Origin of the sequence: Gemmobacter denitrificans (assembly GCF_036964905.1) — a bacterium.
Taxonomy (GTDB): Bacteria; Pseudomonadota; Alphaproteobacteria; order Rhodobacterales; family Rhodobacteraceae; genus Gemmobacter; species Gemmobacter denitrificans.
Genome location: NZ_JBALHR010000001.1, coordinates 340,690 through 363,781 on the forward strand (window position 1 = coordinate 340,690; position 23,092 = coordinate 363,781).

At 62.9% G+C, this 23,092-nt stretch carries 24 protein-coding genes and 1 tRNA gene; 13 read left to right on the forward strand and 12 right to left on the reverse strand.

Annotated features, from left to right (window positions below; all coding sequences use genetic code 11):
* Positions 1 to 26 precede the first annotated feature (26 nt).
* The 6 genes from V6590_RS01690 to V6590_RS01715 form a co-directional block, all read right to left on the reverse strand.
* Positions 27 to 629 carry a YitT family protein gene (locus V6590_RS01690; RefSeq protein WP_335418579.1) on the reverse strand — a complete coding sequence of 201 codons (603 nt, stop codon included), beginning with the start codon at positions 627 to 629 and terminating at the stop codon, positions 27 to 29.
* A gap of 40 nt (positions 630 to 669) precedes the next feature.
* Positions 670 to 1,272, reverse strand: coding sequence for a YitT family protein (locus V6590_RS01695; protein WP_335418581.1), 603 nt, complete (start codon positions 1,270 to 1,272; stop codon positions 670 to 672).
* 139 nt (positions 1,273 to 1,411) lie between these two features.
* Entirely contained in the window at positions 1,412 to 2,626 is a 1,215-nt protein-coding gene (locus V6590_RS01700) for an NADP-dependent isocitrate dehydrogenase (protein WP_335418586.1), read from the reverse strand.
* 105 nt (positions 2,627 to 2,731) lie between these two features.
* The gene (locus V6590_RS01705; RefSeq protein WP_335418588.1) at positions 2,732 to 3,907 is read right to left on the reverse strand and encodes an HD domain-containing protein; all 1,176 of its coding nucleotides are present in this window, start codon (positions 3,905 to 3,907) and stop codon (positions 2,732 to 2,734) included.
* Between the two features lie 39 nt (positions 3,908 to 3,946).
* Positions 3,947 to 4,174: a hypothetical protein gene (locus V6590_RS01710; RefSeq protein WP_335418591.1), complete on the reverse strand. Its 228-nt coding sequence runs from the start codon at positions 4,172 to 4,174 to the stop codon at positions 3,947 to 3,949.
* A 1-nt stretch (position 4,175) separates the two neighbouring features.
* The gene (locus V6590_RS01715; protein WP_335418594.1) at positions 4,176 to 4,835 is read right to left on the reverse strand and encodes an alpha/beta hydrolase; all 660 of its coding nucleotides are present in this window, start codon (positions 4,833 to 4,835) and stop codon (positions 4,176 to 4,178) included.
* A gap of 142 nt (positions 4,836 to 4,977) precedes the next feature.
* Here V6590_RS01715 and iscR point away from each other — a divergent pair, with 142 nt between their 5' ends.
* Genes iscR through V6590_RS01730 form a run of 3 tightly spaced genes read left to right on the forward strand, consistent with a single transcriptional unit; the run spans position 4,978 to position 7,867 of the window.
* On the forward strand, positions 4,978 to 5,439 hold the full coding sequence (gene iscR, locus V6590_RS01720; RefSeq protein ID WP_335418597.1) for a Fe-S cluster assembly transcriptional regulator IscR: 462 nt from the start codon (positions 4,978 to 4,980) through the stop codon (positions 5,437 to 5,439).
* Positions 5,440 to 5,477: 38 nt separating this feature from the next.
* A complete protein-coding gene (gene cimA, locus V6590_RS01725) occupies positions 5,478 to 7,100 on the forward strand; it encodes a citramalate synthase (protein WP_335418602.1) in 1,623 nt (540 codons plus the stop codon).
* On the forward strand, positions 7,097 to 7,867 hold the full coding sequence (locus V6590_RS01730) for a squalene/phytoene synthase family protein (RefSeq protein ID WP_335418605.1): 771 nt from the start codon (positions 7,097 to 7,099) through the stop codon (positions 7,865 to 7,867). The genes cimA and V6590_RS01730 overlap by 4 nt, the downstream gene beginning before the upstream one ends.
* Positions 7,868 to 7,880: 13 nt before the next feature.
* Here the strand turns inward: V6590_RS01730 and V6590_RS01735 are convergent, their stop codons facing one another.
* From V6590_RS01735 to V6590_RS01750, 4 genes are read right to left on the reverse strand one after another with little or no spacing between them, the layout of a single operon-like run.
* A complete protein-coding gene (locus tag V6590_RS01735) occupies positions 7,881 to 8,357 on the reverse strand; it encodes a GNAT family N-acetyltransferase (RefSeq protein ID WP_335418608.1) in 477 nt (158 codons plus the stop codon).
* On the reverse strand, positions 8,354 to 9,583 hold the full coding sequence (locus V6590_RS01740) for a glycosyltransferase (RefSeq protein WP_335418611.1): 1,230 nt from the start codon (positions 9,581 to 9,583) through the stop codon (positions 8,354 to 8,356). The genes V6590_RS01735 and V6590_RS01740 overlap by 4 nt, the downstream gene beginning before the upstream one ends.
* 34 nt (positions 9,584 to 9,617) lie before the next feature.
* Positions 9,618 to 10,280, reverse strand: a complete 663-nt coding sequence (locus tag V6590_RS01745; protein ID WP_335418613.1) for an alpha/beta hydrolase — start codon at positions 10,278 to 10,280, stop codon at positions 9,618 to 9,620.
* On the reverse strand, positions 10,277 to 10,906 hold the full coding sequence (locus V6590_RS01750; protein ID WP_335418616.1) for a DNA-3-methyladenine glycosylase family protein: 630 nt from the start codon (positions 10,904 to 10,906) through the stop codon (positions 10,277 to 10,279). The genes V6590_RS01745 and V6590_RS01750 overlap by 4 nt, the downstream gene beginning before the upstream one ends.
* Positions 10,907 to 10,985: 79 nt before the next feature.
* Between V6590_RS01750 and V6590_RS01755 the strand changes: the two genes are divergently transcribed.
* The 6 genes from V6590_RS01755 (at position 10,986) to pgi (ending at position 17,631) form a co-directional block, all read left to right on the forward strand.
* Positions 10,986 to 12,200, forward strand: coding sequence for an MFS transporter (locus tag V6590_RS01755; RefSeq protein WP_335418620.1), 1,215 nt, complete (start codon positions 10,986 to 10,988; stop codon positions 12,198 to 12,200).
* Positions 12,201 to 12,359: 159 nt separating this feature from the next.
* Positions 12,360 to 12,944: an HNH endonuclease gene (locus V6590_RS01760; protein WP_335418622.1), complete on the forward strand. Its 585-nt coding sequence runs from the start codon at positions 12,360 to 12,362 to the stop codon at positions 12,942 to 12,944.
* 85 nt (positions 12,945 to 13,029) lie between these two features.
* Positions 13,030 to 13,728, forward strand: coding sequence for an MgtC/SapB family protein (locus tag V6590_RS01765; RefSeq protein WP_335418625.1), 699 nt, complete (start codon positions 13,030 to 13,032; stop codon positions 13,726 to 13,728).
* Positions 13,729 to 13,887: 159 nt separating this feature from the next.
* Positions 13,888 to 15,342, forward strand: coding sequence for a glucose-6-phosphate dehydrogenase (zwf, locus tag V6590_RS01770; protein WP_335418628.1), 1,455 nt, complete (start codon positions 13,888 to 13,890; stop codon positions 15,340 to 15,342).
* Entirely contained in the window at positions 15,339 to 16,010 is a 672-nt protein-coding gene (gene pgl, locus V6590_RS01775; protein ID WP_335418632.1) for a 6-phosphogluconolactonase, read from the forward strand. Before zwf ends, pgl begins: the two co-directional genes overlap by 4 nt.
* 16 nt (positions 16,011 to 16,026) lie before the next feature.
* A complete protein-coding gene (pgi, locus tag V6590_RS01780; RefSeq protein ID WP_335418635.1) occupies positions 16,027 to 17,631 on the forward strand; it encodes a glucose-6-phosphate isomerase in 1,605 nt (534 codons plus the stop codon).
* A gap of 64 nt (positions 17,632 to 17,695) precedes the next feature.
* On the opposite strand, the gene V6590_RS01785 is transcribed toward pgi, so the two are convergent.
* Entirely contained in the window at positions 17,696 to 18,049 is a 354-nt protein-coding gene (locus V6590_RS01785; protein WP_335418638.1) for a RidA family protein, read from the reverse strand.
* 276 nt (positions 18,050 to 18,325) lie between these two features.
* Here V6590_RS01785 and V6590_RS01790 point away from each other — a divergent pair, with 276 nt between their 5' ends.
* On the forward strand, positions 18,326 to 18,913 hold the full coding sequence (locus V6590_RS01790; protein WP_335418641.1) for a CHAP domain-containing protein: 588 nt from the start codon (positions 18,326 to 18,328) through the stop codon (positions 18,911 to 18,913).
* Between the two features lie 126 nt (positions 18,914 to 19,039).
* Here the strand turns inward: V6590_RS01790 and V6590_RS01795 are convergent.
* A tRNA-Gln gene (locus V6590_RS01795) sits at positions 19,040 to 19,114 on the reverse strand.
* Between the two features lie 78 nt (positions 19,115 to 19,192).
* Here V6590_RS01795 and V6590_RS01800 point away from each other — a divergent pair.
* From V6590_RS01800 to V6590_RS01810, 3 genes are all read left to right on the forward strand, one after another.
* Positions 19,193 to 20,368, forward strand: coding sequence for a BaiN/RdsA family NAD(P)/FAD-dependent oxidoreductase (locus V6590_RS01800; protein WP_335418645.1), 1,176 nt, complete (start codon positions 19,193 to 19,195; stop codon positions 20,366 to 20,368).
* 120 nt (positions 20,369 to 20,488) lie between these two features.
* Positions 20,489 to 21,181: a ribulose-phosphate 3-epimerase gene (gene rpe, locus V6590_RS01805; RefSeq protein WP_335418649.1), complete on the forward strand. Its 693-nt coding sequence runs from the start codon at positions 20,489 to 20,491 to the stop codon at positions 21,179 to 21,181.
* Positions 21,182 to 21,327: 146 nt separating this feature from the next.
* Positions 21,328 to 23,076, forward strand: a complete 1,749-nt coding sequence (locus tag V6590_RS01810; RefSeq protein WP_335418652.1) for a SulP family inorganic anion transporter — start codon at positions 21,328 to 21,330, stop codon at positions 23,074 to 23,076.
* Positions 23,077 to 23,092: the final 16 nt, after the last annotated feature.

Below are 23,092 nucleotides of genomic sequence, written 5' to 3' on the forward strand. Positions count from 1 at the left end.
GGGGAAAGGCCAGTGAAACCTGTATGTCAGGTCGCGATATAGCGGTCGCGGCGGTGGTTGATGGCGATCACAAGGTTCACCACCAGCGCGCCAAGGAAGGACAGTGCAACCGTCGGCAGATCGCGCAGGGCAAGGGCGGCGGCAAAAAGCAGGGCATCGAACCCCAGTTGCACCCATCCCGCGCGCCAGCCTAGCCGGTCCTGCAGCATCAGCGCGACAATGCCGATGCCCCCCAGCGAGGCGCCATGGCGAAACAGCGCCAGCAGGGCAGCACCCGACAGAAAGCCGAACAGCACCGCGCCGAAAACCGGGTTCAGTGTGGCAAAGCTGACCCAGCCGGGCATGACCATGGTCAGCCCCGACAGGGCGGCGACCGCCACAAAGGTCTTGACCGTGAAGGCCCATCCCATGCGCCACCAGCCCAGCAGATAGAAGGGGATGTTGATGGCAAAGAACACCGGCCCGAACCCCCAGCCCGTGGCATAGGAAATCAGCACCGCCAGCCCCGCCGTCTGCCCGGTGACAAGGCCAAGATGGGTCAGCACCAGAATGCCGAAGGCGGCCATGGTCGCGCCAAAGGCCAGGCCTTGCGCATCTTCGATCAGGGAATGGGTCTTGGGGTCGGTCATGGCGCGGGCTTACCCTGCGTGGCGCAAAAGGGCCAGAGGCTCAGGCTGCGACATAGCGGTCGCGGCGGTGGTTGACCGCCAGAAACAGCGCAAACACGGCCGCCCCGATGAAACTGTAGGCCAGAATGTCCCAGGGCAGGATGAAGGCGGCCAGCGCAAAGATCACCAGGTCTGACAGAAGCTGCGCATGACCGGCGGCAAAGCCGGTCCGGTCCTGCAATTCCAGCCAAAGCACCGAAATGCCCCCGAAACTTCCGCCATGGCGCACCACGGCCAGACCCGCAATGCCGAACAGCATGCCGAACAGGCAGGCCGCGACCACCGGGTCCATCCGCCCCAGTTCCACCCAGCCGGGCAGCAGGGCCACCATGCCGGACAGGGCCGCCGTGGTGATCAGGGTTTTCGCAGCGAAGCGCCAGCCCATGCGCCGCCAGCCAAGGCCCAGAAAGGGCAGTGTGACGCCAAAATAGACCAGCGGAAAGGGCAGCCCGGTCAGATGGGCGATCAGCACGGCGATACCCGTGGTCTGCCCGGTGACAAAGCCCATATGCGTCAGGATATGCATGCCAAGCGCCGCCATGCTGACGCCAAAGGCGATGCCCTGCGCATCTTCCAATGCGGAATGTCGGTGGGTGTCGGTCATGCGGGCCTCCTGTCGGCATGGGTCATATATTCTGACCTAAATTCCGTCAATCCGGCGGGCTCTTCCGCGCAGGCATGGCAGACATGCAAAAAGGGCAGCCCTACGGGGCCGCCCTTCTGTAGAACATCCGTCGCCGGGATCAGCCAGCGAGTGCCTTGTTCAGATACTCGTCCACCTTTTCCAGATAGCCCATGGTGGTCAGCCACTTCTGATCAGGGCCAACCAGCAGCGCCAGGTCCTTGGTCATCCAGCCGTCTTCCACGGTCTGCACGCAAACCTTTTCCAGCGTGGTGGCGAAACGGGCCAGCGCCTCGTTGCCATCCAGCTTGGCGCGGTGCTTCAACCCGCCGGTCCAAGCGAAGATCGACGCGATGGAGTTGGTCGAGGTTTCCTTGCCCTGCTGGTGCTGGCGATAGTGACGGGTCACGGTGCCGTGGGCGGCCTCGGCCTCCACGATCTTGCCATCGGGCGTCATCAGCACCGAGGTCATCAGACCAAGCGAGCCGAAGCCCTGCGCCACGGTGTCCGACTGCACGTCGCCATCGTAGTTCTTGCAGGCCCAGACATAGCCGCCCGACCATTTCAGCGCCGAGGCCACCATGTCGTCGATCAGGCGATGTTCGTAATGGATGCCTGCCGCCTTGAACTTGTCGGCAAATTCTTCCTCATAGACCTTCTGGAACAGATCCTTGAAGCGGCCGTCATAGGCCTTCAGAATGGTGTTCTTGGTCGAGAGATAGACCGGCCAGCCCTTCATCAGGCCATAGTTCATCGACGAACGCGCGAAGTCGATGATCGACTGGTCGAGGTTGTACATGCCCATGGCCACGCCAGCGGCGGGCGCATCGAACACGTCTTTCTCGATCACGGTGCCGTCTTCGCCCACGAATTTCATCGTCAGCTTGCCCTTGCCGGGGAAGCGGAAGTCGGTGGCGCGGTATTGGTCACCAAAGGCATGGCGACCGACAACGATCGGCTGGGTCCAGCCTGGCACCAGACGCGGCACGTTCTTGCAGATGATCGGCTCGCGGAAGATCACGCCGCCCAGGATGTTGCGGATGGTGCCGTTCGGCGATTTCCACATTTGCTTGAGGTTGAATTCCTCGACGCGCTGTTCATCAGGGGTGATGGTGGCGCATTTCACCGCAACGCCGACCTCTTTGGTCTTCATGGCGCTGTCGATGGTGATCTGGTCATTGGTGCGGTCACGCTCTTCGATGCCCAGATCGTAATAGAGCAGGTCCACGTCCAGATAGGGCAGGATCAGCTTCTTCTTGATGAAATCCCAGATGATCCGGGTCATTTCATCGCCGTCCATCTCCACGATGGGGTTCGCCACCTTGATCTTGGTCATGCGCCTGGCCTTTTCAGGTTGAGGATTCGGATGCCCGCTGCATAGCGGAAAAACAGCGGCTTGGGAAGTGCGGTATGCCGATGTATACCGAATTCGACGCAGTCGTCAGCGAGAAGCCGCAAACCAGCCTTTGGCCTGCGCAGCGACCCAATCCCAAACCTCGGGCGCACCACGCGCCACCTTTTGCCCGACGCGGCTTTGCAACTGGTCCCAGGTGACCCCATAGGTGACCCAGGTGCCGCCCCCCGACATCAGGTTGGCCAGCACCGGCTGCACCCGATCCAGCGATTTGGCAAAGACGGCATCCGGGGTTTCGGCAGCTTCGAATTCTTCCCATATCGCACGAAGTTCGGCTCGCAACGCCACGGGAAGCAATCCAAAAATGCGATCCGCGGCGCGGGATTCGGCGGCCTGTGTCTCGGTCGATCCATGGGCCATGCCATTGGCGGAATGGATCGGCACATCGCCCACGTCGATTTCCACCAGATCATGCAGGATCAACATGCGGATCACGCGGGCGATATCGACACCCGGCGCGGCATGTTCGGCAAGGGCAAGCGCATAAAGCGCCAGATGCCAACTGTGTTCGCCCGAATTTTCGTGCCGCGATCCATCGACCAGCGTGGTCGCGCGATAGACCGATTTCAACTTGTCCGCTTCGGCGAGAAAGGCCAGCCGGGCCAGAAGATCGGGCGAAGTGCCGGGCGGCGCGGGGTGCCCATCAACCCAGGCCGCCACCAAGGCATGAACTTCGGGCCATTCCTGGGCAAAACGGGCGCAGCGCCCCCGGGCGATGTTGTCGCGCACCACCTGTTTGTGATCGTCCAGCGGGGCTTCGGCCTGCAGCACCTGAAACAACGGCTGCGCATGGTCCAGCCGCTTGGCAAAGCGGGCGTCAGATGTCTGCCCTGCCTCGAATTCGCGCCACAGCGCCAGCAGTTTCGTGCCCTGATCCGCAGGCAACAGACCGAACAGCCGATCCGCCGCCGCCTGTTCTGCCAGCGCCACGGCGGCAAAATCGTGGTCTTCGTTGATCGGATGGTCGCCCACCTCGATTTCGACCAGATCATGCAGCAACATCATGGCGATCACCCGGTCGGCATCAGCCCCGGGTTCCAGATCAGCCATGACCAGCGCATAAAGCGCCAGATGCCAGCTATGTTCCGCCGAGTTTTCGGGCCGCGCCAAGGACATCAGCACATTGGCGCGATCCACCGATTTCAGGCGGTCGGCAGTGTTCAGAAAGGCAAATTGCGCGGCCAAACGGTCAGATTGGGTCATGTTTCAACCGATACGCGAGCCTTGGCCGCGCCGCAACCCTTAGCCACCGGTCTTGCGATGGCTTTCAAGGCGGCGGTTCAGGAATTCGCGCCCCCGCCGTTCGGCCAGACGCACCCGCATCGCCGTCAGAAAGCCTTCTTCCATCGACGGCGATACGGTTGAAAGCATCTTGGCGACCTCCAGATAGAAACGGTCATTGCCCATTTCATCCTGCGCGGCCAAGACATCTTCGGCCAGTTTGTCGGCAAGCGCCTCGGTCACGCTCATCTCAGCGGGTTCCTTCGCCCAGACGGCGCTTCACATAGCCCGAAACCGTTTCGATCATCGGCTTCATATGGGCGTCTTCATTGCTGAAGAAGTGGTCGGCACCTTCCACCTGTTCATGGGTGATGGTGATGCCCTTCTGTTCATGCAGCTTGTTGACAAGCCCCACCGTATCCTTCGGCGGGGCAACCCGGTCAGCGGTCCCGTTGATGATGAGCCCGGAAGACGGGCAGGGCGCAAGGAAGCTGAAATCATACATATTTGCCGGCGGAGAGACGCTGACAAAACCGGTGATCTCGGGCCGCCGCATCAACAGCTGCATCCCGATCCATGCGCCAAAGCTGAAGCCGGCAACCCAGCAATGCTTGGCGTTCTGGTTCATCGATTGCAGGTAATCCAGCGCGCTGGCCGCATCCGACAATTCGCCAATGCCCTGATCATATTCGCCCTGGCTGCGCCCCACGCCGCGGAAGTTGAAACGCAGCACGGTGAAGCCCAGATTGTGAAAGGCATAGTGCAGGTTGTAGACGACCTTGTTGTTCATCGTGCCGCCGAACTGCGGATGCGGATGCAGGATGATGGCGATGGGGGCGTCACGTTCCTTCTGCGGGTGATAACGGCCTTCCAGACGGCCTTCGGGGCCGGCAAAGATCACTTCGGGCATTTCGTCGCCTTTTTGTCCTGTCCCGCCCATGGTGATTGCGCAATCCGGGCGGTTGAATTAAGTCCATCTGGCCTGGCCAGTGGGGGTTGACGTGAGTTAAGCGCCCCGGGGCCTTGCGTCAATGGATTTGGGGGGCGGGGCGATGAAACTCTCGACGAAGGGGCGCTATGCCATGGTGGCGCTGGCCGATCTGGCGCTGGCAAAGCCGGACGAGCTGGTATCGCTGGCCGAAATTTCCAAACGTCAGGACATCTCGCTGCCCTATCTGGAACAGCTTTTCGTCAAGCTGCGCCGGGCACAGTTGGTCGAGGCGGTGCGCGGCCCGGGTGGCGGCTATCGTCTGGCCAGATCGCCCGCAGAAATCCGCGTGTCCGAAGTGATGGAGGCGGTCGAGGAAACCGTGAACGCCATGCATACCGGCGCGGGGGCCACGGGGGCCGTGTCGGGGTCGCGGGCGCAATCGCTGACCAACCGGTTGTGGGAGGGGCTTTCGGCCCATGTCTATGTCTTTCTGCACCAGACCCGGCTGTCGGATGTGATCCGCAACGAAATGCGGCCCTGTCCCGCAGTTCCCGCGCTGTTTCGCGTGGTGGATGAAGACTGATCCCTAAACCTGCCCGGAACCACCAGAAAGCCAGCCCGATGCGCGAGCGCCTTTATCTTTTCGACACCACGCTGCGCGATGGCCAGCAAACGCAGGGCGTGCAGTTTTCCATGCCCGAAAAGCTGCAGATCGCCCAGGCGCTGGATGATCTGGGGGTGGACTATATCGAAGGTGGCTGGCCCGGTGCCAACCCCACCGACAGCGATTTCTTCGCCGCCCGCCCGCAGACCCGCGCGACCTTTACGGCGTTTGGCATGACCAAACGCGCCGGACGCAGCGCCGAAAATGATGATGTTCTGGCCGCCGTTCTGGATGCCGGCACGCCTGCCGTCTGTCTGGTGGGCAAGAGCCATGATTTCCATGTGACCACCGCGCTTGGCATCACGCTGGACGAAAATGTCGAGAACATCCGCGCCTCCATCGCCCATGTCATTGCCAAGGGACGCGAGGCGATGCTGGATGCCGAACATTTCTTTGATGGCTACAAGGCCAATCCCGATTATGCGCTGCGCTGCCTGATGGCGGCCCGCGATGCGGGGGCGCGCTGGATCGTGCTGTGCGATACCAATGGCGGCACCCTGCCCGAAGAGGTGGGCGCGATCACGGCGGCGGTGATTGCGGCAGGCATCCCGGGCGACCGGCTGGGCATCCATTGCCACGATGATACCGGCAATGCGGTTGCCAACAGCCTGGCGGCGGTGCGGGCGGGCGCGCGGCAGGTGCAGGGCACGCTGAACGGGCTGGGCGAACGCTGCGGCAATGCCAATCTGACGACGCTGATTCCGACGCTGCTGCTGAAGGAACCCTTTGCCAGCCGATTTGAAACCGGCATCACCCCGGCGGCGCTGGCCGGATTGCTGAAAACCTCGCGGATGCTGGATGATATCCTGAACCGCGTGCCCTTGCGGTCGGCCCCCTATATCGGGGCTTCGGCCTTTTCCCACAAGGCAGGGCTGCATGCCAGCGCGATCCTGAAAGACCCCACCACCTATGAACATGTCGATCCGGGTCTGGTGGGTAATGCCCGGGTGATCCCGATGTCCAATCAGGCCGGGCAATCCAACCTGCGCGCCCGTCTTGCGGCAGCAGGGGTCGAGGTGGCGCCGGGCGATCCGCGTCTGTCGGCCATTCTGGACCAGATCAAGACGCGCGAGGATGAGGGCTATGCCTATGACGGTGCGCAGGCCAGTTTCGAATTGCTGGCCCGCCGCGCGCTTGGGCTGTGCCCCGAATTCTTCGAGGTGAAGCGCTATCGCGTGACCGTGGAGCGGCGCAAGAACAAGTATAACGACATGGTCAGCCTGTCCGAGGCGGTGGTCGTGGTGAAGATCGGCGGCGAAAAGGTCATGTCGGTTTCGGACAGCATGGATCTTGACGGGTCGGACCGTGGCCCGGTCAATGCGCTGGCCAAGGCGCTTGGCAAGGATCTTGGCCCCTATCAGGCCTGTATCGACGACATGAAACTGGTCGATTTCAAGGTCCGCATCACCCAGGGCGGGACCGAGGCCGTGACGCGTGTGATCATCGACAGCGAAGACGGGCAGGGGCGGCGCTGGTCCACCGTGGGGGTCAGCCCCAACATCGTGGATGCCAGTTTCGAGGCGCTGCTGGAGGCGATCCAGTGGAAGCTGATCCGCGATCATGTGGCACCTGCCGCATGACGGGGGAGAACACAACGGCGGCCTGTGCGGCGCTGGTCGAACGGGCCGATCCTGAACGCTTTGCGGCGGCGATGGCGGCTGATCCCGGCGACCGTGCGACGCTCTTCACTCTGTACGCGTTCAACGCGGAACTGGCCCGCGCGCCCTGGGCGAGCAAGGAAGCGATGATCGCCGAAATGCGGCTGCAATGGTGGCATGATGTGATCGAGGCCGAGGCATCTGGCCCCGCCGCCCCGCATGAGGTGGCAAGCCCCCTGGGCGTGCTGATCCGCAGCCGCGCGCTGCCGCTTGCGCCCTTTGTGGCCATGGTCGCAGCGCGGCGATGGGACATCTACCGCGATCCCCATGCGGATGAGGCCGCACTTTGGGCCTATCTGGAGGATACGGGCGGGGCGCTGATGCTGCTGGCACATCGGGCGCTTGGGGGCAATGCCGCCGCAGATGGCGCGGCGCGGTCACTGGGGGCCGCTGCGGCGCTGGCCAATTACCTGCGGGCGGTTCCGCGGTTGGAGGAGCTGGGCCGCATCCCGCTGGTGGATGGCCGGACCGAGGCGGTTGCCGCCTTGGCCCGCGCAGGGCTTGACCGGCTGGCCGCAGCGCGCGGGGCGGGGGTGGCCCGAGGTGCGGCCCTTGGCGCGGTGCTGACGCGGCCTGTGCTGGACATGGCTGTGGCCGAGCCGGGCCGGGTTGCTGCGGGCGCGCTGATCCTGCCCGAATTCACCCGACGCAGGCGCCTGCTGTGGCAGTCATTGACGGGTCGCTTCTGATCCGGGGCAAGGGTCAGCCCTTTCGGGCCAGCCATTCCCGCCGCAGGATCGAAAAATGCGGGCAATCGACCCAGAGCCCATCGGGCCTGCGCCAACATTCGCGAAACATACCCTCGGCGACAAAACCCAGCCGGGCAAAGACTGCCATCGCGCGGTGATTGTCGGCTGCGGTGTCCAGCCCGACACGGTTGGTGCCCGGATCGGCGAAAAGATGATCCACCAGGGCCGACAGAAATTCCCGTCCAGCGCCGTTCCCGGGCCGATCCATCGCGATGACCGAAATGCCGTCATTGCCCGGATCCCACAGATTGATCGTGGCAAATCCCAAGGGCCGATCCGGGGCCGTCCAGAGAAAGGCATGGCCAAGGACGATATGTTCGACCACCTCGCCCGGATCGGGGGGCGGCAGGAACATGGCATTCTCGGCCCGGGTCCAGACCTCGGTGATGAAAGCCGCGTCCTGATCTCGTGCCAGCCTCAACATGGTCATCCCCTGTCCCATGCGGCACCGCCGCGATTTCCGGTGGCCATGGCCCGTTCAAACAGTGCCATGTAGCGCGGCGCCACCTTGTCCATCCGATAGGCGCTGCCTGACCCGGCAGCCCCCGCGCCAAGCCGCGCGCGTTCGGCCGGATCGGCCAACAGGCGGCGGATCTCGCGCAGCCAAAGATCATCGTCATCGGGCAAGAGCAGCCCGTTTTCGCCATGGCGGATCAGTTCGGGCAGAAAGCATTGGTCTGACCCGATCACCGCCCGCCCGCGCGCCATGATCTCCATCAGCCCCCAATTGGCGACCCCGTGGCGCAGCGGATAGAGAAACAGGTCGATCCCGTGCAGCAGTTGCGCATATTCGGCATAGGGCAGGCGGCCCGGAAATTCCACCGCGCGGGCGGCGGGGTAGCGGTCCAGCAGATGATCGCGAAAGCTGGTGCCCGCGCCATGGCGGCGCTGCACGAGTTGCTGCTCATAGCCATAGGTGGTTGCAGCCGGATCACCGATGGCGATGAAACGGGCCGGATCACCGTCGCGGATCATCCGGTCGGCCAGACGGATGAAGATTTCAAACCCTTTGGCACTGCTTAGATCACGGGCGGCAAAGCCGATCACCGGCCGGTCATCGCTGCGGGGGGCAGGTGCGGGCGTGGGTTCGATCTGGAACCCTTCGAACTGAACGGCGATGCGCGGCTGCAGTTCCGGTGGAAACAGGCTGCGCGCATAGGCCGAAGGCACGATGGTCAGCGCCGATCGCAGCACCTGATGCAGGCTGAGCATTTCCATGTTGCGGTCCGTCAGCCGCTGGCTTTCATCGGGCGGATAGTCTGCCTGCCAGCCATGGGCGCGATAACTGGGAAACTCCAGATAGCTGACAATGGGCGTATCAACCTCGTCATACAGGAACATCGGCGGGGCCCAAAGCCCGTGGCAGACAATCAGATCGGGGCGCCTGGTGGCGCTGAAGGCGCGCACAGCCTTGAGCAGGCCGCGCGACAGCCGGGCCGAGCGTTCGGTCTTGGCCGCATAGTAATAGTGGGTCTTGGTGTAATCGCCATCGGGCGTAAAGGGCAGCAGGTTGGCATGCTGTGCCCCATAGCGGGCCACGTTGCCGGGCGTCGTCAGGAAATGCGCCTCGGCCAGCCCGGTCTGGTTCAGATGGGCGCAGAGCCCGGTGAACTGGCCGGGAAACACAGCACTGGCAAACAGGATCACTGGGGGCATCAGAACACCGGACGCAAATCTGGTCAGCAGAGGGTCATTTCGGCAGTTTGTCGTGCAGGAAGGACAGGGCGATCTGCAACCCGTCCGGCGCGATACCGTGACCGGTGCCCTCCATCACATGGCCATAAACCTCGAACCCGGCGGCGGCGAGCGCCTCGCCCGCCTTGCCCATGTCGTCAAAGGGCACCATCTGATCGGCATCGCCATGGGCAAGCAGGACCGGCGGCTTGACCTTGGCCTCGGCCGCCAGAAGTTCCGGCTTCAACAGCCGCCCCGAAAACCCCACCACCCCGGCAATCGCCTGATCGCGGCGGGGGGCGATATGCAGGCTCATCATCGTCCCTTGCGAAAACCCGACCAATGCCAGTGCCTCGGGGGGCAGGCCTTCCTCGGCCAGTCTGGCATCCAGAAAGGCGTTCAGCAGGGTAACCGACGTGGCCATGCCCGCCTCGGCGGCCTGGTGGCTGCTGCCATCCAGCCAAGGGATCGGAAACCACTGATAGCCGAATGGGTTGTTGGCGCAGGGCTGCGGGGCATTGGGGCTGTAGAACACCGTATCGGGCAGATGCGGGGCCAGGGGATCGGCCAGACCAAGCAGATCATCCCCATCCGCCCCATAGCCATGCACGAACACCACCATCGAGCGCACCTTGCCCGACTTCGGCGCCTTGCGCCGCGATTCCAGTTGCTGTGTCATCTGACGCCCTCGCGCTGTTTCAACACACGGTAGTAGGCCCAGAGCAGCCGCGCCGCAACCGCCCGCCATGGCGACCATGCGGCGGCGATGGCGCGCATCTGGCGTTCGTTGGGCCGTGCCTCCAGCGACAACAACCCGCGCGCACCTTCTTGCAGTGCCAGATCGGCATGGGCAAAGACATCAGCCCGGCCCAGGCTGAACATCGCATAGATCTCCGCCGTCCAGGCACCGATACCGGGCAGGGCGATCAGCCGGGCGATCACCTGTTCATCGGGCAAGCTGCGCAGCGCATCGAAATCGAGTTCCGCCTCCGACAGCGCGCGGGCATAGCGCAGTTTCGGGCGCGACAGGCCGCAATTGCGCAGATCCTCGTCACTGCCGGCGCGGATGGCAGCAGGGGTCACCAGACCTGCGGTCTGCAGCCGCCCCCAGATTGCCGCGGCCGAGGCGGTGGAAACCTGTTGGCTGACAATCGCGGACAAGAGTTCGGCAAAGCCTTCCGGCTTGCGTCGCAACGGCAATTCACCTGTCAATTCATAGGCCTGCGCAAATCTCTTGTCATGGCGTGACAGCCATTCCATCCCCTCGGCAATATCGGCCTGATCCGTGATGATGCGCCCGACCATGGTGTTCCCCCGCTTTTGGCGGCAGGGTGCGGCGGATTTCGGCCTTGCACAAGGGCGCGACAGCCGATTACCTCGCGCCATGAGCCAGATCCAGACCGATGACCGCCTCGCGCGCCGCAACATGTGGGTCCTGATCGCCGCGCAGGCGGTGTTGGGCGCGCAGATGCCGGTGATCTTCACCATTGCCGGGCTTGCCGGGTCATCGCTGGCCAGCAATCCCTGCTGGGCCACGCTGCCCATCACGCTGACGGTGATCGGGTCCATGCTCTGGGCCCAGCCCCTGAGCGCGATCATGCAGCGATGGGGGCGGCGCACCGGATTCGTGATCGGCGCGCTGGCCGGGGCGGTGGGGGCGATGCTGGCGGCCTGGGGGTTGCAGATCGGGTCGTTCTGGCTGTTTTCGGCGGCCAGCCTGTTTACCGGTGGCTATATGTCGGCGCAGGGCTTCTATCGCTTTGCAGCCGCCGACATGGCGTCCGACGCATTCCGGCCCAAGGCGATTTCCGGGGTCATGGCGGGGGGGTTGGCCTCGGCCGTCTTCGGGCCGCAACTGGTGAACCTGACAGCGCAGGCGCTGGTGGTGCCCTTCCTTGGCAGCTATCTGGCGGTGATCGGGCTGAACCTGTTTGGCCTGTTCCTGTTTGCCGGGCTGCAGATCCCGAAACCCGTGCCACGCAGCGCCGGCGCCCCCGTGGGCCGCACAAGGGGCGCGCTGATCCGCGATCCGGCGATTGCGGTGGCGGTGATCTGTGCGACCGTGTCTTACGCCCTGATGAATCTGGTGATGACCTCATCCCCCCTGGCGGTGGTTGGCTGCGGTTTTGAAACCTCGGATGCGGCCAATATCGTATCGGCCCATGTGCTGGCCATGTATGCCCCGAGTTTCGTGACCGGCCATATCATCGCCCGTCTGGGCGTGGAAAAGGTGATCGCCCTTGGCCTGACCATTCTGGCCGCAGCTGGTGCGGTGGCCATGAGCGGGGTGGAGCTTGAGAAATTCTACATTGCCCTGATCCTTTTGGGCATTGGCTGGAATTTCGGCTTTATCGGTGCCACCACCATGCTGGCGGCCCATCACGCCCCCAGCGAACGTGGCACCATGCAGGGGTTGAATGACTTCATCGTCTTTGGCGGCGTGTCGGTCGCCTCCTTCGCCTCGGGCGGGTTGATGAATTGTGCGGGCGGGTCGGTGCAGGCCGGCTGGTCGGCCGTGAACATGGCGATGCTGCCCTTCCTGATCCTCGCCGGTGGATCGCTCATCTGGTTTGCATTGCGCCCAAAGGAAACGCGCTGATCTGTCATGCGGGCGTCACTTTTGGCTGCGACAAGAACCGCGACAGCATGGGGCTTGTCAGGGTGCAAACGCCATATATAGTTTCTCCTGTCAGGGCGGGTTCGCCCGCCTTTGCAGGCCGGTGGCGGTTTGCGGGACAAAGGCGGAGTTGTTAGCGGCATGGACGGCGATTTCAGAACTTCCTTCGTGCGGGAACCGGCGAGTCTTCGGCAGTATCCGGCGCTGGTCTTGAATGCGGATTTTCGCCCGCTGTCCTATTATCCGCTCAGCCTCTGGCCCTGGCAGGAAGCGATCAAGGCGGTCTGTCTGGACCGGGTTCAGATCCTTGCCGAATATGACGCGACGGTTCGAAGCCAGAGGGCAGAGTTTCGCATACCTTCGGTCGTTGTGCTGAAAGAATTCGTCAAACCCCAGAAGCGCGTGGCATTCACGCGCTTCAATCTTTTTCTGAGGGATGAATTCTGCTGCCAGTATTGCGGATCGAAGGGGGATCTGACCTTTGACCATGTGCTGCCCCGGTCGCGCGGTGGCATCACAAGCTGGGAAAATGTTGTGGCGGCCTGCAGCCCCTGCAATCTGAAGAAAGGGAGCAAGACCCTGAAGCAGATGGGCATGCGGCTGGCCAAGATCCCGCGTGCGCCTACGGCTGAAGAGATGCAGGCCCATGGCCGCCGCTTTCCGCCAAACCACCTGCATGACAGTTGGCTGGATTATCTGTACTGGGACGCCGAGCTGGAAGCCTGACGCTATCGTCATGTTTTTGTCGTAAATCTGTTACATTTCGCGACACCTCTGCCTATAGTGCCCTTCCACAATGGCGGAGCGGGCGATGTTGGTCAGTCTGGCAGCGGCAACCTTCAACATGTCAGTCGCGCTTGGATGCGGTGCCCTGATCGGGATGGAGCGCCAGATCCGGCAGCGCAAGGCGGGCCTGCGTACCAATGCGCTGGTTGCCCTGGGGGCCGCCGCCTTTGTGGTGTTTTCCATGACACATGATACAGACACCAGCCCAAGCCGGGTGGCGGCGCAGGTCGTGTCGGGGATCGGCTTTCTCGGGGCCGGGATCATTTTTCGCGACGGGCTGAATGTGCATGGCCTGACTACGGCTGCGACCATGTGGTGCGCTGCGGCGGTCGGGGTGCTGGCGGGGGGTGGCTATTGGGCCCATGCACTGGTGACGACGGCGCTGGTTGTCTTTGTGAACCTCGGGCTTCGGCCATTTGTTCAATGGCTCAAGCGCAAGACCGGTGCCAAGGGCGCGGCCTTGCGGCATTACAGCGTGGCGATCGCCTGCGGACCAGAGCGGGAAAGCGATGTGCGGACGCTGATGATGCGGACACTTGGCATGGGGGGCTGGCAGGTGGCCGAACTGGCGCTGGAACGGATCGACGGGGGCGACTCGGTCCGGTTGGTGGCCGATGTCTCGGCGGTCACCAAGACCGAACATGATCTTGAACAACTGGTGTCGCGCCTTGCCGTTGAGCCGGGGCTGAAATCGGTACGCTGGCAGGTCATGGACGAGGCGTAGCGGCATATCCCCCGGTGGCGCGATGCGGGCAGTTCCGCAATTCGGAAAGCGATGCTAGACTTTTGCAGGATGAGGGGCTAATACGCTCTTGCGTTAGCGCTAACACATTTGGCGCAGCAACCGCCCCCCGCGGGGCAGACGAGCCGAGCGAGGAGAGCCATGGTTTCGCGCGTCATTCCGGTTGAGATCTTCGATCTCGTGATATTCGGTGCCACGGGCGATCTGGCCCGGCGCAAGATCCTTCCGGGGCTTTATCGCCGCTATCTGTCAGGCCAGATCCCATCGGGCAGCCGCATCATCGGGGCTGCACGCAGCGCGATGGATGGCGCGGGTTTCCGCGCACAGGTGGCCGAAGCGATCGAGGAATTCGTGGCTGCCGACAAGCGCCAACCCGGGCCGATTGCGGAATTTTTGGCGATGCTGGATTACGTCGCCATTGATGCCTCGGGCGAGGCAGGTTGGTCAGAACTCAAGGGGCTTGTGCGCCCCGGCCTGATCCGCGCCTTCTATTTCTCGGTTGCGCCCAGCCTGTTTGGCGAAATTGCCGAACGGCTGCATCTGCACGGGATTGCCGATGCACAAAGCCGCATCGTGGTGGAAAAGCCCTTTGGCCGCGATCTGGCCACGGCACGCGCCCTGAACGCGACGCTGGCCAGCCATTTCAGCGAAAGCCAGATTTACCGGATCGACCACTATCTGGGCAAGGAAACCGTGCAGAACCTGATGGCGGTGCGCTTCGCCAATATCCTGTTCGAGCCGCTGTGGAACAGCCAGTTCATCGACCATGTCCAGATCACGGTGGCCGAAACCGTCGGGGTCGAAGGGCGCGGGGCCTATTATGACAAATCGGGTGCGATGCGCGACATGGTGCAAAACCACCTGATGCAACTGTTGTGCCTGATTGCGATGGAACCGCCCTACCACTTTGATCCCGATGCCGTGCGGGATGAAAAGCTCAAGGTCATCCGCGCGCTGCAACCGGTGGAACTGACCGATGTGGTACGCGGCCAATATGTCGGGTCCAAGGGCGAGGGCGGCTATCTGGAAGACAGCGAAAACCCTGACAGCCGCACCGAAAGCTATGTGGCGCTCAAGGTGCATCTGGCCAACTGGCGCTGGAAGGGCACGCCCTTCTATCTGCGCACGGGTAAACGCCTGCGCGCCCGCACCAGCGAAATTGCCATCACCTTCAAGGAGCCGCCGCATTCGATCTTTGACGATGCGCCGGGCTGGCGGGAAAACGTGCTGGTGATCCGTCTGCAGCCGAACGAGGGGATGAACCTGAAGGTGATGATCAAGGAACCGGGGCCGGGCGGCATGCGTCTGACCCAGGTGCCGCTGGACATGAGCTTTGCCACGGTTCTGGGTGCAGAAGGGGCCGATATGCCCGATGCCTATGAGCGGCTGATCATGGATGTGATCCGGGGCAACCAGACGCTGTTCATGCGCGGCGACGAGGTGGAGGCCGCCTGGGCCTGGGTTGATCCGCTGATCAAGGGCTGGGAGGCACGCGGCGACCGCCCGGCCCGCTATGAGGCTGGATCATCCGGCCCGGAAGATGCCCTGATGCTGATGCATCGCGATGGCCGCCGCTGGCGTGAGATTTCAGAATGAACCTGATCGAATATCCCGACCGCGAACTTCTGATGTTGTCGCTGGCTGACGCCATCGCATCAGAATTGTCTGAAACGGTAAGGCGCGAAGGCCACGCCTCGTTCTGCGTGCCAGGTGGCACCACACCGGGGCCGATCTTCGACACTTTGTCAGGCGTCGATCTGGATTGGGCCAAGGTGTCGGTCTTTCTGAACGACGAACGCTGGGTGGGGGAAGACAGCCCCCGGTCAAATACGCGGCTTCTGCGGGAAAGACTGTTGCGTGGCAAGGCTTTGCACGCCAAACTTATACCGCTTTTCAAGCCCGCGCCGCAGCCCGAGGATGTGCTGCACGAGCTGGCCGAAGGGATTGCGCCGCATCTGCCGATCACGGTGCTTCTGCTGGGCATGGGGGCCGACATGCATACGGCAAGCCTGTTCCCGGGGGCCGACCGTCTGGCCGAAGCCATGGCGCCGGATGCCCCGATCCTGATGGCGCTACGGGCCGAGGCTGCGGGCGAGCCGCGCATCACACTGACGGCACCGCATCTGGCGGGGGCCATGCGCATTCATATCCTGATCACCGGGGCAGAAAAGCGCGCGGCGTTGGACCGTGCCGCCACGCTGCGCCCCCTTGACGCCCCCGTCGCGGCCCTGCTCAAAGACGCAACCGTCCATTGGGCGGCCTGATCCTTCGGAGGTATTGATGCCAACCCGTTTTGACGACCTGCTGGCCCATCGCACAGCGCATGAAGCGACCACGATCTGCGATCTGTTTGCCGCCGATCCTGATCGCGCCGCGCGCTTTTCGGCCCGACATGAGGCGTTGCTCTTTGATTTCTCAAAAACCCAGATCGATGCACAGGCCTTTGATCTGCTTGTAAAACTGGCCGATGGGGCAGGCGTTGCGACCTATCGGGAACGGATGTTTTCCGGTGCCCGGATCAATGAAACCGAAGGCCGCGCTGTGCTGCATGTCGCGCTGCGCAACCCGGATATGCCGCTGGTTCTGGATGGCGTCGATGTGATGCCTGCGCTGCGTGCAACCCATGCGCGGGCCAGCGCCTTTGCCCGTGATGTGCGCGAGGGCCGGTTTCAGGGGCAGGGTGGCCGCATCACCGATGTGGTGAATATCGGGATTGGCGGGTCAGATCTTGGGCCGGCGATGGCTGCCTTGGCACTGGCCCCCTTTGCCGACGGGCCGCGCTGCCATTTCGTGTCGAATGTCGATGGGGCGCATATTGCCGATACGCTGAAGGGGCTGAACCCGGAGACCACGCTGGTCATCGTGGCTTCCAAGACCTTTACCACGATCGAGACGATGACCAACGCCGATACCGCGCGGCGCTGGATGGCCCAAAAGGTGGCCAACCCCGCCGCGCAATTTGCCGCCGTGTCAACTGCGGCTGACAAGACCGCCGCATATGGCATTGATCCCGAACGCGTTTTCGGGTTCGAGGATTGGGTCGGCGGGCGCTATTCGATGTGGGGGCCCATCGGACTTGCGCTGATGCTGGCGATTGGCCCCGAGGATTTCGATGCCTTCCTGCAGGGCGGCGCCGATATGGATGCCCATTTCCGGCAGACCCCGCTGGCGGAAAACCTGCCGGTTCTGATGGCCCTGGTCGGGATCTGGCACAATCAGGTCTGCGGCCATGCCACGCGGGCAGTTTTGCCCTATGATCAGCGGCTTGCACGGCTTCCTGCCTATCTTCAGCAGTTGGAGATGGAAAGCAATGGCAAGCGTGTCAGCATGGATGGCAGCGATCTGCCCTTCCATTGCGGCCCGGTGGTCTGGGGGGAACCCGGCACCAACGGTCAGCATGCGTTTTACCAGCTGATCCATCAGGGCACCCGGATCATCCCTTGCGAATTCATCGTGGCGCGGCAAGGGCATGAACCTGATCTGGCCCACCATCATCTGCTGCTGGTTTCAAACTGCCTTGCCCAATCCGAGGCGTTGATGCGGGGCCGCAGTCTGGAAGAGGCCCGCGCCATCATGGCGAAAAAGGGTCTGACCGGGGCCGAACTGGAACGTCAGGCCCGCCACCGGGTGTTTCCGGGCAATCGGCCGTCCACCACGCTGGCCATTCCGCAACTGACGCCCTTCACGCTGGGCCAGATCATCGCGCTTTATGAACACCGCGTGTTTGTCGAAGGCGTGATCCTCGGGATCAATTCCTACGATCAATGGGGGGTGGAGCTGGGCAAGGAACTGGCGCTGGCCTTGCAGCCCATTCTGGAAGGCAAAGCTGATGCCAGTGGCAAGGATGGATCGACCCGCCAGCTTGTCGCCTATCTGCGCGGTTGATCTTTGTGGTGAACCGGGGGCTGCAAGGCACCCCCGGCACCATTTTCGTGGACACCGGGCCGCGTTACTTCAGCGCGGCAGTCACGATGACTTCGACCAGATAGTCGGGGGTGGCCAGCTTGGCCTCGCCCGTGGCGCGGGCAGGGGTGTGGCCCTGCGGCACCCAGGCATCCCAGACGCTGTTCATTTCGGCGAAGTTCGCCATGTCGGCCAGCCAGATCTGGGCCGAAAGGATGCGGGTCTTGTCGGTTCCGGCTTCGGCCAGGATGCGATCCACCTCGGCAAGGCAGGTCCGGGTCTGATCGGCCACGCTGTCGCCCGGATTGCCGACCTGGCCTGCCAGCCAGATGATGCCGTTGTAGCAGACGCCCTCGCTCATGCGGGCACCGGTGCCAATGCGCTTGATATCGCTGTTCATGCGAACCTCCTGATGGTGATCGCCCCCTGCTAGCCTGCACGGCTGCAGAAGGAAAGGGGGCGGGTGGGCGAATCGCGGCAGGTCACGATTGGTAAACTTCCCGTCAACTCTGAATGTCAGCGGCAAACTGTGCGAAGGCGGAACCTTGCCGGGTCATCAGGCCGGGTTGGCGGGTTTCGGCCAAGCCAGATCGGCGCCGCGCCGCGCGCCTTGCCAGCCCGGCGTGGCCTGTGTCATCCCGCTCACAGACCTGAAACAGAATGTCATGGCCTTGTGATGCGTCACCCTCTGCTTGCTGCACTGTTGTCTTTCGGCCTGATGCTTCCTGCCGGAGCATCCTTTGCCGAACGCCCGGAGACTTCGGAAACTGCTGGCAAGGCCCGGGTGTCGAGCAAGGGGGCGCAGCGCAAATCGCTTTCGGCGGCTATGGCTGCCGCAGCCGTGGCGCGGGCCGAGATGAAGGCGGGGATTGAACTGGCAATGACCCAGTTGCCCAAGCGCGGCCGGGTCTGGTGCGTGCCTTTCGCGCGCAATGCCACCGGCGTTTCCCTGCGCGGCAATGCAACCACCTGGTGGCACAAGGCCAAAGGGGTCTACGACCGTGGCAACAAACCGCAAATCGGCGCGGTGATGAATTTCCGGGGCAGCCGCAAGATGCCGATGGGCCATGTGGCCGTCGTGTCGAATATCCTTGATGCGCGCACCATCCAGATCGACCATGCGAACTGGGTGCGCAACAAGGTCACGCTGGATCAGACGGTGATCGATGTTTCGGCCAAGAATGATTGGTCCGAGGTCCGGGTGGTGAATGCCGATGGATCACTGGGCCGCACCAACCCTGTCTGGGGCTTCATCTACAACTGATCCTCGACAGGGGCGCATGCGATCACAAGGCCGCGCAGCCATTATGCGACGGCCTGTTTTCTTTTCGATCTTAATGACTTGCCAAGCTACCTTGTGGTGGCGCTGATCCGGATATATGCGGAGGATTGGCTGGGGCGCTAGGATTCGAACCTAGGTATGGCGGTACCAAAAACCGCTGCCTTACCACTTGGCGACGCCCCAACCGTGGGCGGGTGTTTAGCCAAGCAATGCGGCGGGCGCAAGGGTGAATTTGCGCAAATTCTGAAAGCAGGGGCAGAGATGCAGGTGGATGTGATCGTATTGGGCGCAGGTGCCGCCGGCATGTTCGCCGCGATCGAGGCTGGGCGTCGGGGCCGTCGGGTGCTGGTTGTCGATCATGCGCAGGCCGCAGGCGAAAAGATCCGCATTTCGGGCGGCGGTCGCTGCAACTTTACCAACCTGGGCATCACAGCCGACCGGTTCTTATCGAAGAACCCGCGTTTCGCCGTCTCTGCGTTGAAGCGCTTTACCCAATGGGATTTCATCGCCCGGGTCGATGCGGCGGGGATCCCTTGGCATGAAAAGACGCTGGGCCAATTGTTCTGTGACGGATCGGCCAAGCAGATTGTCCAGATGCTGCTGCGCGATATGGACAAGGCAGGGGTGACCCTGTGGCTGGGCTGTGCCTTGGGGGCCGTGACGCGCGATGGAACTGGGTTTCGGGTGGACAGTGCACGAGGGCCGATCTGGGCGGAAAAGGTGATTGTCGCCACGGGTGGCAAATCGATTCCCAAAATGGGCGCAACGGGTTACGGCTACAAGCTCGCAGAGTCCTTTGGCCTGCCGCTGGTAGAGACGCGCCCGGCCTTGGTGCCGCTGACACTCGCCGAGCAGGAACTGGAACCATTGAAGCCGCTTGCCGGAACTTCGGTGGCAGGGCGCGCGGTCTGCGGGCGCATCGGCTTTGAGGAGGCGATCCTGTTCACCCATCGCGGCTTGTCTGGGCCGGCGATCCTGCAGATCAGTTCCTATTGGCGCGAGGGCACGGGGCTGACGCTCGATCTTGCCGCCGGGCAGGACCTGGCAGCCGGATTGCGTAACGCCAGACAGGCAGGAGGACGGATTGCCTTGCGCACGGCGCTTGCGCGCTTCATGCCGGAAAAACTGGCGCGCCATGTGGAAATCGTCTCGGGGTTCACGGGCAATCTGGCTGATCAGGCAAATGCCGCACTCGACCGTCTGGCAGCACTGGCGCATGGCTTTCCCATCATGCCGGTGGGCAGCGAAGGTTATCGCACCGCCGAAGTGACGCTGGGCGGCGTTGACACGGATGCGTTGGATGCCCGCACGATGGAGGCCAAATCCGTGCCGGGGCTGTATTTCATTGGCGAAGTGGTCGATGTGACGGGCTGGTTGGGCGGCTACAATTTTCAATGGGCCTGGTCATCCGGGTGGGCGGTGGGGCAGCACGCCTGAATCCTATAATCAATATTATGTAATTATAATGTGCGCCAAAGTCTGAAATCTGCGATGCGTCTTGCAATCTGCCCTGCATATCGGGCAAACAAGCGCGACCATGACAGCATGAGGCACCGCATGACCTTTTCGCGCGACATCAAGATCGCCCCGTCGATCCTTTCCGCCGATTTCGCCAACTTCGGTGCCGAATGTGAAGCCATCGAAACCCAGGGTGCGGACTGGGTCCATGTAGATGTGATGGACGGCCACTTTGTTCCGAATATCACTTTCGGGCCAAGCACTTGTGCGGCGATCCGCAAGCACATCAAGGGCGTTATGGATGTGCATCTGATGATTGCACCTGTCGATCCCTATATTGACGCCTTTGCCCAGTCTGGTGCCGATGTCATCACCGCCCATCTGGAGGCCGGCCCGCATATCCACCGTACGCTGCAGGCTATCCGGGCGCATGGGATCAAGGCTGGTCTGGCCCTGAACCCCGGCACGCCGATTGCGGCTGTGGAGCATCTGCTCGACATGGTCGATCTTGTCTGTGTCATGACGGTGAACCCGGGCTTTGGCGGCCAGAAGTTCATCACGTCGCAAGTGGCCAAGGTGCAAGCCCTGCGCGCGATGATCGGTGATCGCCCGATCCATATTGAAATCGACGGCGGTGTCACTGTGGAAACCGCGCCTTTGGTGGCTGCGGCTGGTGCCGATGTTCTGGTCGCAGGTTCGGCGGTCTTCAAAGGCGGCTCGGTCGGAAATCCAGCCCCATATGGCGCAAATATCCGTGCGATCCGTGCAGCCGCGATGGCCGCGCTTGGGTGATGCAATACATCACGTTCTTGGCGTAACGCACTGATAAATCAGCCGTAAATTCCGAAATCATCGCTGGTTTCGATGCATTTATATTCAATACTTGCAATGTATCTTCCTGCAGGCTAGCACTGTGCAACCAGCCAGCCGGAGGGATCATGCGCCGCTATCTGCCCATTCTGGAATGGGGCCGCCATTATGACCGCCTGAGCTTGCTGAGCGATCTGCTGGCGGCGGTGATCGTGACGATCATGCTGATCCCGCAATCTCTGGCCTATGCGCTGCTGGCCGGGCTGCCGCCCGAGATCGGGCTATACGCCTCGATCGCGCCGCTGCTGGCCTATGCGCTGTTTGGCACGTCGCGGGTTCTGGCCGTCGGGCCCGTGGCCGTGGTCAGCCTGATGACCGCCGCAGCCGTCGCGCCGCTGGCCGCCCAAGGCAGTGCCGAATACCTTGGGGCGGCCATCGTTCTGGCGGCGCTGTCAGGGCTGATCCTGCTGGCCATGGGCCTGCTGCGGCTGGGCTGGATTGCCAATTTCATCAGCCATCCGGTGATGGCTGGTTTCATCACCGCCTCGGCCCTTCTGATCGCTGCGGGCCAGGTGCCCACCTTGCTGGGCCTGCAGGCCCGGGGCGAGACATTACCCAGCCTGTTCATGGCCTTGCTGCCGAAACTGGAGAGCGCGCGGCTGGATGTGCTGGCATTGGGGTTGGCTGTGACCGGTTTCCTGTTCTGGGCGCGCAAGGGTGTGCAGCCCTTGCTGCGCAGTTTCGGCATGCGGCCTGAATTGGCCGCGGCTGCCGGGCGCGCCGCCCCGCTGTTGGCGGTTGCTGCAAGCATCTTGCTGGTGCGGCTGACCGATCTGGCCCCCCCGCTTGTGGGCGAGATCCCGCGTGGTCTGCCATTGCCGGCCCTGCCCTCGCTGGACCCTGCGCTCTGGCAGGCTTTGCTTGTCCCCGCTGCGCTGATTGCTCTGGTTGGCTATGTCGAAAGCGTATCGGTGGCGCAGACCCTGGCGGCGCGTCGCCGTCAGCGCATTGCCCCCGATCAGGAACTGGTGGCGCTTGGCGCGGCCAATCTGTCATCCGCTTTCACAGGGGGCTTTCCGGTGACTGGTGGTTTTGCCCGGTCCGTGGTCAATGCCGATGCCGGTGCAACCACCCCGGCTGCGGGGGCGTTCACCGCGCTTGGCATGGTGATGGCGAGCTTCTGGCTGACCCCGCTGCTGGCCGACCTGCCCAAGGCGACGCTGGCCGCCACCATCATCGTGGCGGTGCTGGCGCTGGTCGATCTGCGCGCCCTGCCCCGCATGTTGGCCTATAGCCGCGCCGATGGCGGGGCCATGGCTGCAACCATTGCAGCCACGCTGCTGTTGGGCGTCGAAACCGGGATTACCGCCGGTGTTGTGCTGTCGATCTTTCTGCATCTGTGGCGCAGTTCGCGCCCGCACATGGCCGTGATCGGACAAGTGCCGGGCACCGAACATTTCCGCAATGTCGAACGCCACCATGTGGTGACCGCGCCTGACGTGCTGTCGATCCGCGTAGATGAAAGCCTTTATTTCCCCAATGTGCGCTTTCTGGAGGATCGGTTGCTGATTGCCCTGGCCGAAAAACCGGGGCTGGCCCATGTGGTGCTGGATTGTGCGGCGGTGAATGTGATCGATGCCTCGGCGGTGGAAACGCTGGAACAGCTGATGTCGCGGCTGGATGAAGCCGGGGTGGCACTGCACCTGTCCGAAGTGAAGGGGCCCGTGATGGATCGCCTGCAGCGGTCCAGCTTTTTGCAGCACCTGACCGGGCGCATCTTCCTGACCCAATTCGATGCGATGATGGCGCTTGCCCCGGATCTGACTGCGGGCTGCCGCGCGGCCGACCGTTGCGAAACCGCCCGCCGCAGGGGATGACGCGCGATCATTCTGG

What these genes read in the sequence shown, in the direction of transcription:
- V6590_RS01690 (WP_335418579.1), bottom strand. Translation starts at nt 629, where the DNA reads ATGACCGACCCCAAGACCCATTCCCTGATCGAAGATGCGCAAGGCCTG.
- V6590_RS01695 (WP_335418581.1), bottom strand. Translation starts at nt 1,272, where the DNA reads ATGACCGACACCCACCGACATTCCGCATTGGAAGATGCGCAGGGCATC.
- V6590_RS01700 (WP_335418586.1), bottom strand. Translation starts at nt 2,626, where the DNA reads ATGACCAAGATCAAGGTGGCGAACCCCATCGTGGAGATGGACGGCGAT.
- V6590_RS01705 (WP_335418588.1), bottom strand. Translation starts at nt 3,907, where the DNA reads ATGACCCAATCTGACCGTTTGGCCGCGCAATTTGCCTTTCTGAACACT.
- V6590_RS01710 (WP_335418591.1), bottom strand. Translation starts at nt 4,174, where the DNA reads ATGAGCGTGACCGAGGCGCTTGCCGACAAACTGGCCGAAGATGTCTTG.
- V6590_RS01715 (WP_335418594.1), bottom strand. Translation starts at nt 4,835, where the DNA reads ATGCCCGAAGTGATCTTTGCCGGCCCCGAAGGCCGTCTGGAAGGCCGT.
- iscR (WP_335418597.1), top strand. Translation starts at nt 4,978, where the DNA reads ATGAAACTCTCGACGAAGGGGCGCTATGCCATGGTGGCGCTGGCCGAT.
- cimA (WP_335418602.1), top strand. Translation starts at nt 5,478, where the DNA reads ATGCGCGAGCGCCTTTATCTTTTCGACACCACGCTGCGCGATGGCCAG.
- V6590_RS01730 (WP_335418605.1), top strand. Translation starts at nt 7,097, where the DNA reads ATGACGGGGGAGAACACAACGGCGGCCTGTGCGGCGCTGGTCGAACGG.
- V6590_RS01735 (WP_335418608.1), bottom strand. Translation starts at nt 8,357, where the DNA reads ATGACCATGTTGAGGCTGGCACGAGATCAGGACGCGGCTTTCATCACC.
- V6590_RS01740 (WP_335418611.1), bottom strand. Translation starts at nt 9,583, where the DNA reads ATGCCCCCAGTGATCCTGTTTGCCAGTGCTGTGTTTCCCGGCCAGTTC.
- V6590_RS01745 (WP_335418613.1), bottom strand. Translation starts at nt 10,280, where the DNA reads ATGACACAGCAACTGGAATCGCGGCGCAAGGCGCCGAAGTCGGGCAAG.
- V6590_RS01750 (WP_335418616.1), bottom strand. Translation starts at nt 10,906, where the DNA reads ATGGTCGGGCGCATCATCACGGATCAGGCCGATATTGCCGAGGGGATG.
- V6590_RS01755 (WP_335418620.1), top strand. Translation starts at nt 10,986, where the DNA reads ATGAGCCAGATCCAGACCGATGACCGCCTCGCGCGCCGCAACATGTGG.
- V6590_RS01760 (WP_335418622.1), top strand. Translation starts at nt 12,360, where the DNA reads ATGGACGGCGATTTCAGAACTTCCTTCGTGCGGGAACCGGCGAGTCTT.
- V6590_RS01765 (WP_335418625.1), top strand. Translation starts at nt 13,030, where the DNA reads ATGTTGGTCAGTCTGGCAGCGGCAACCTTCAACATGTCAGTCGCGCTT.
- zwf (WP_335418628.1), top strand. Translation starts at nt 13,888, where the DNA reads ATGGTTTCGCGCGTCATTCCGGTTGAGATCTTCGATCTCGTGATATTC.
- pgl (WP_335418632.1), top strand. Translation starts at nt 15,339, where the DNA reads ATGAACCTGATCGAATATCCCGACCGCGAACTTCTGATGTTGTCGCTG.
- pgi (WP_335418635.1), top strand. Translation starts at nt 16,027, where the DNA reads ATGCCAACCCGTTTTGACGACCTGCTGGCCCATCGCACAGCGCATGAA.
- V6590_RS01785 (WP_335418638.1), bottom strand. Translation starts at nt 18,049, where the DNA reads ATGAACAGCGATATCAAGCGCATTGGCACCGGTGCCCGCATGAGCGAG.
- V6590_RS01790 (WP_335418641.1), top strand. Translation starts at nt 18,326, where the DNA reads ATGCGTCACCCTCTGCTTGCTGCACTGTTGTCTTTCGGCCTGATGCTT.
- V6590_RS01800 (WP_335418645.1), top strand. Translation starts at nt 19,193, where the DNA reads ATGCAGGTGGATGTGATCGTATTGGGCGCAGGTGCCGCCGGCATGTTC.
- rpe (WP_335418649.1), top strand. Translation starts at nt 20,489, where the DNA reads ATGACCTTTTCGCGCGACATCAAGATCGCCCCGTCGATCCTTTCCGCC.
- V6590_RS01810 (WP_335418652.1), top strand. Translation starts at nt 21,328, where the DNA reads ATGCGCCGCTATCTGCCCATTCTGGAATGGGGCCGCCATTATGACCGC.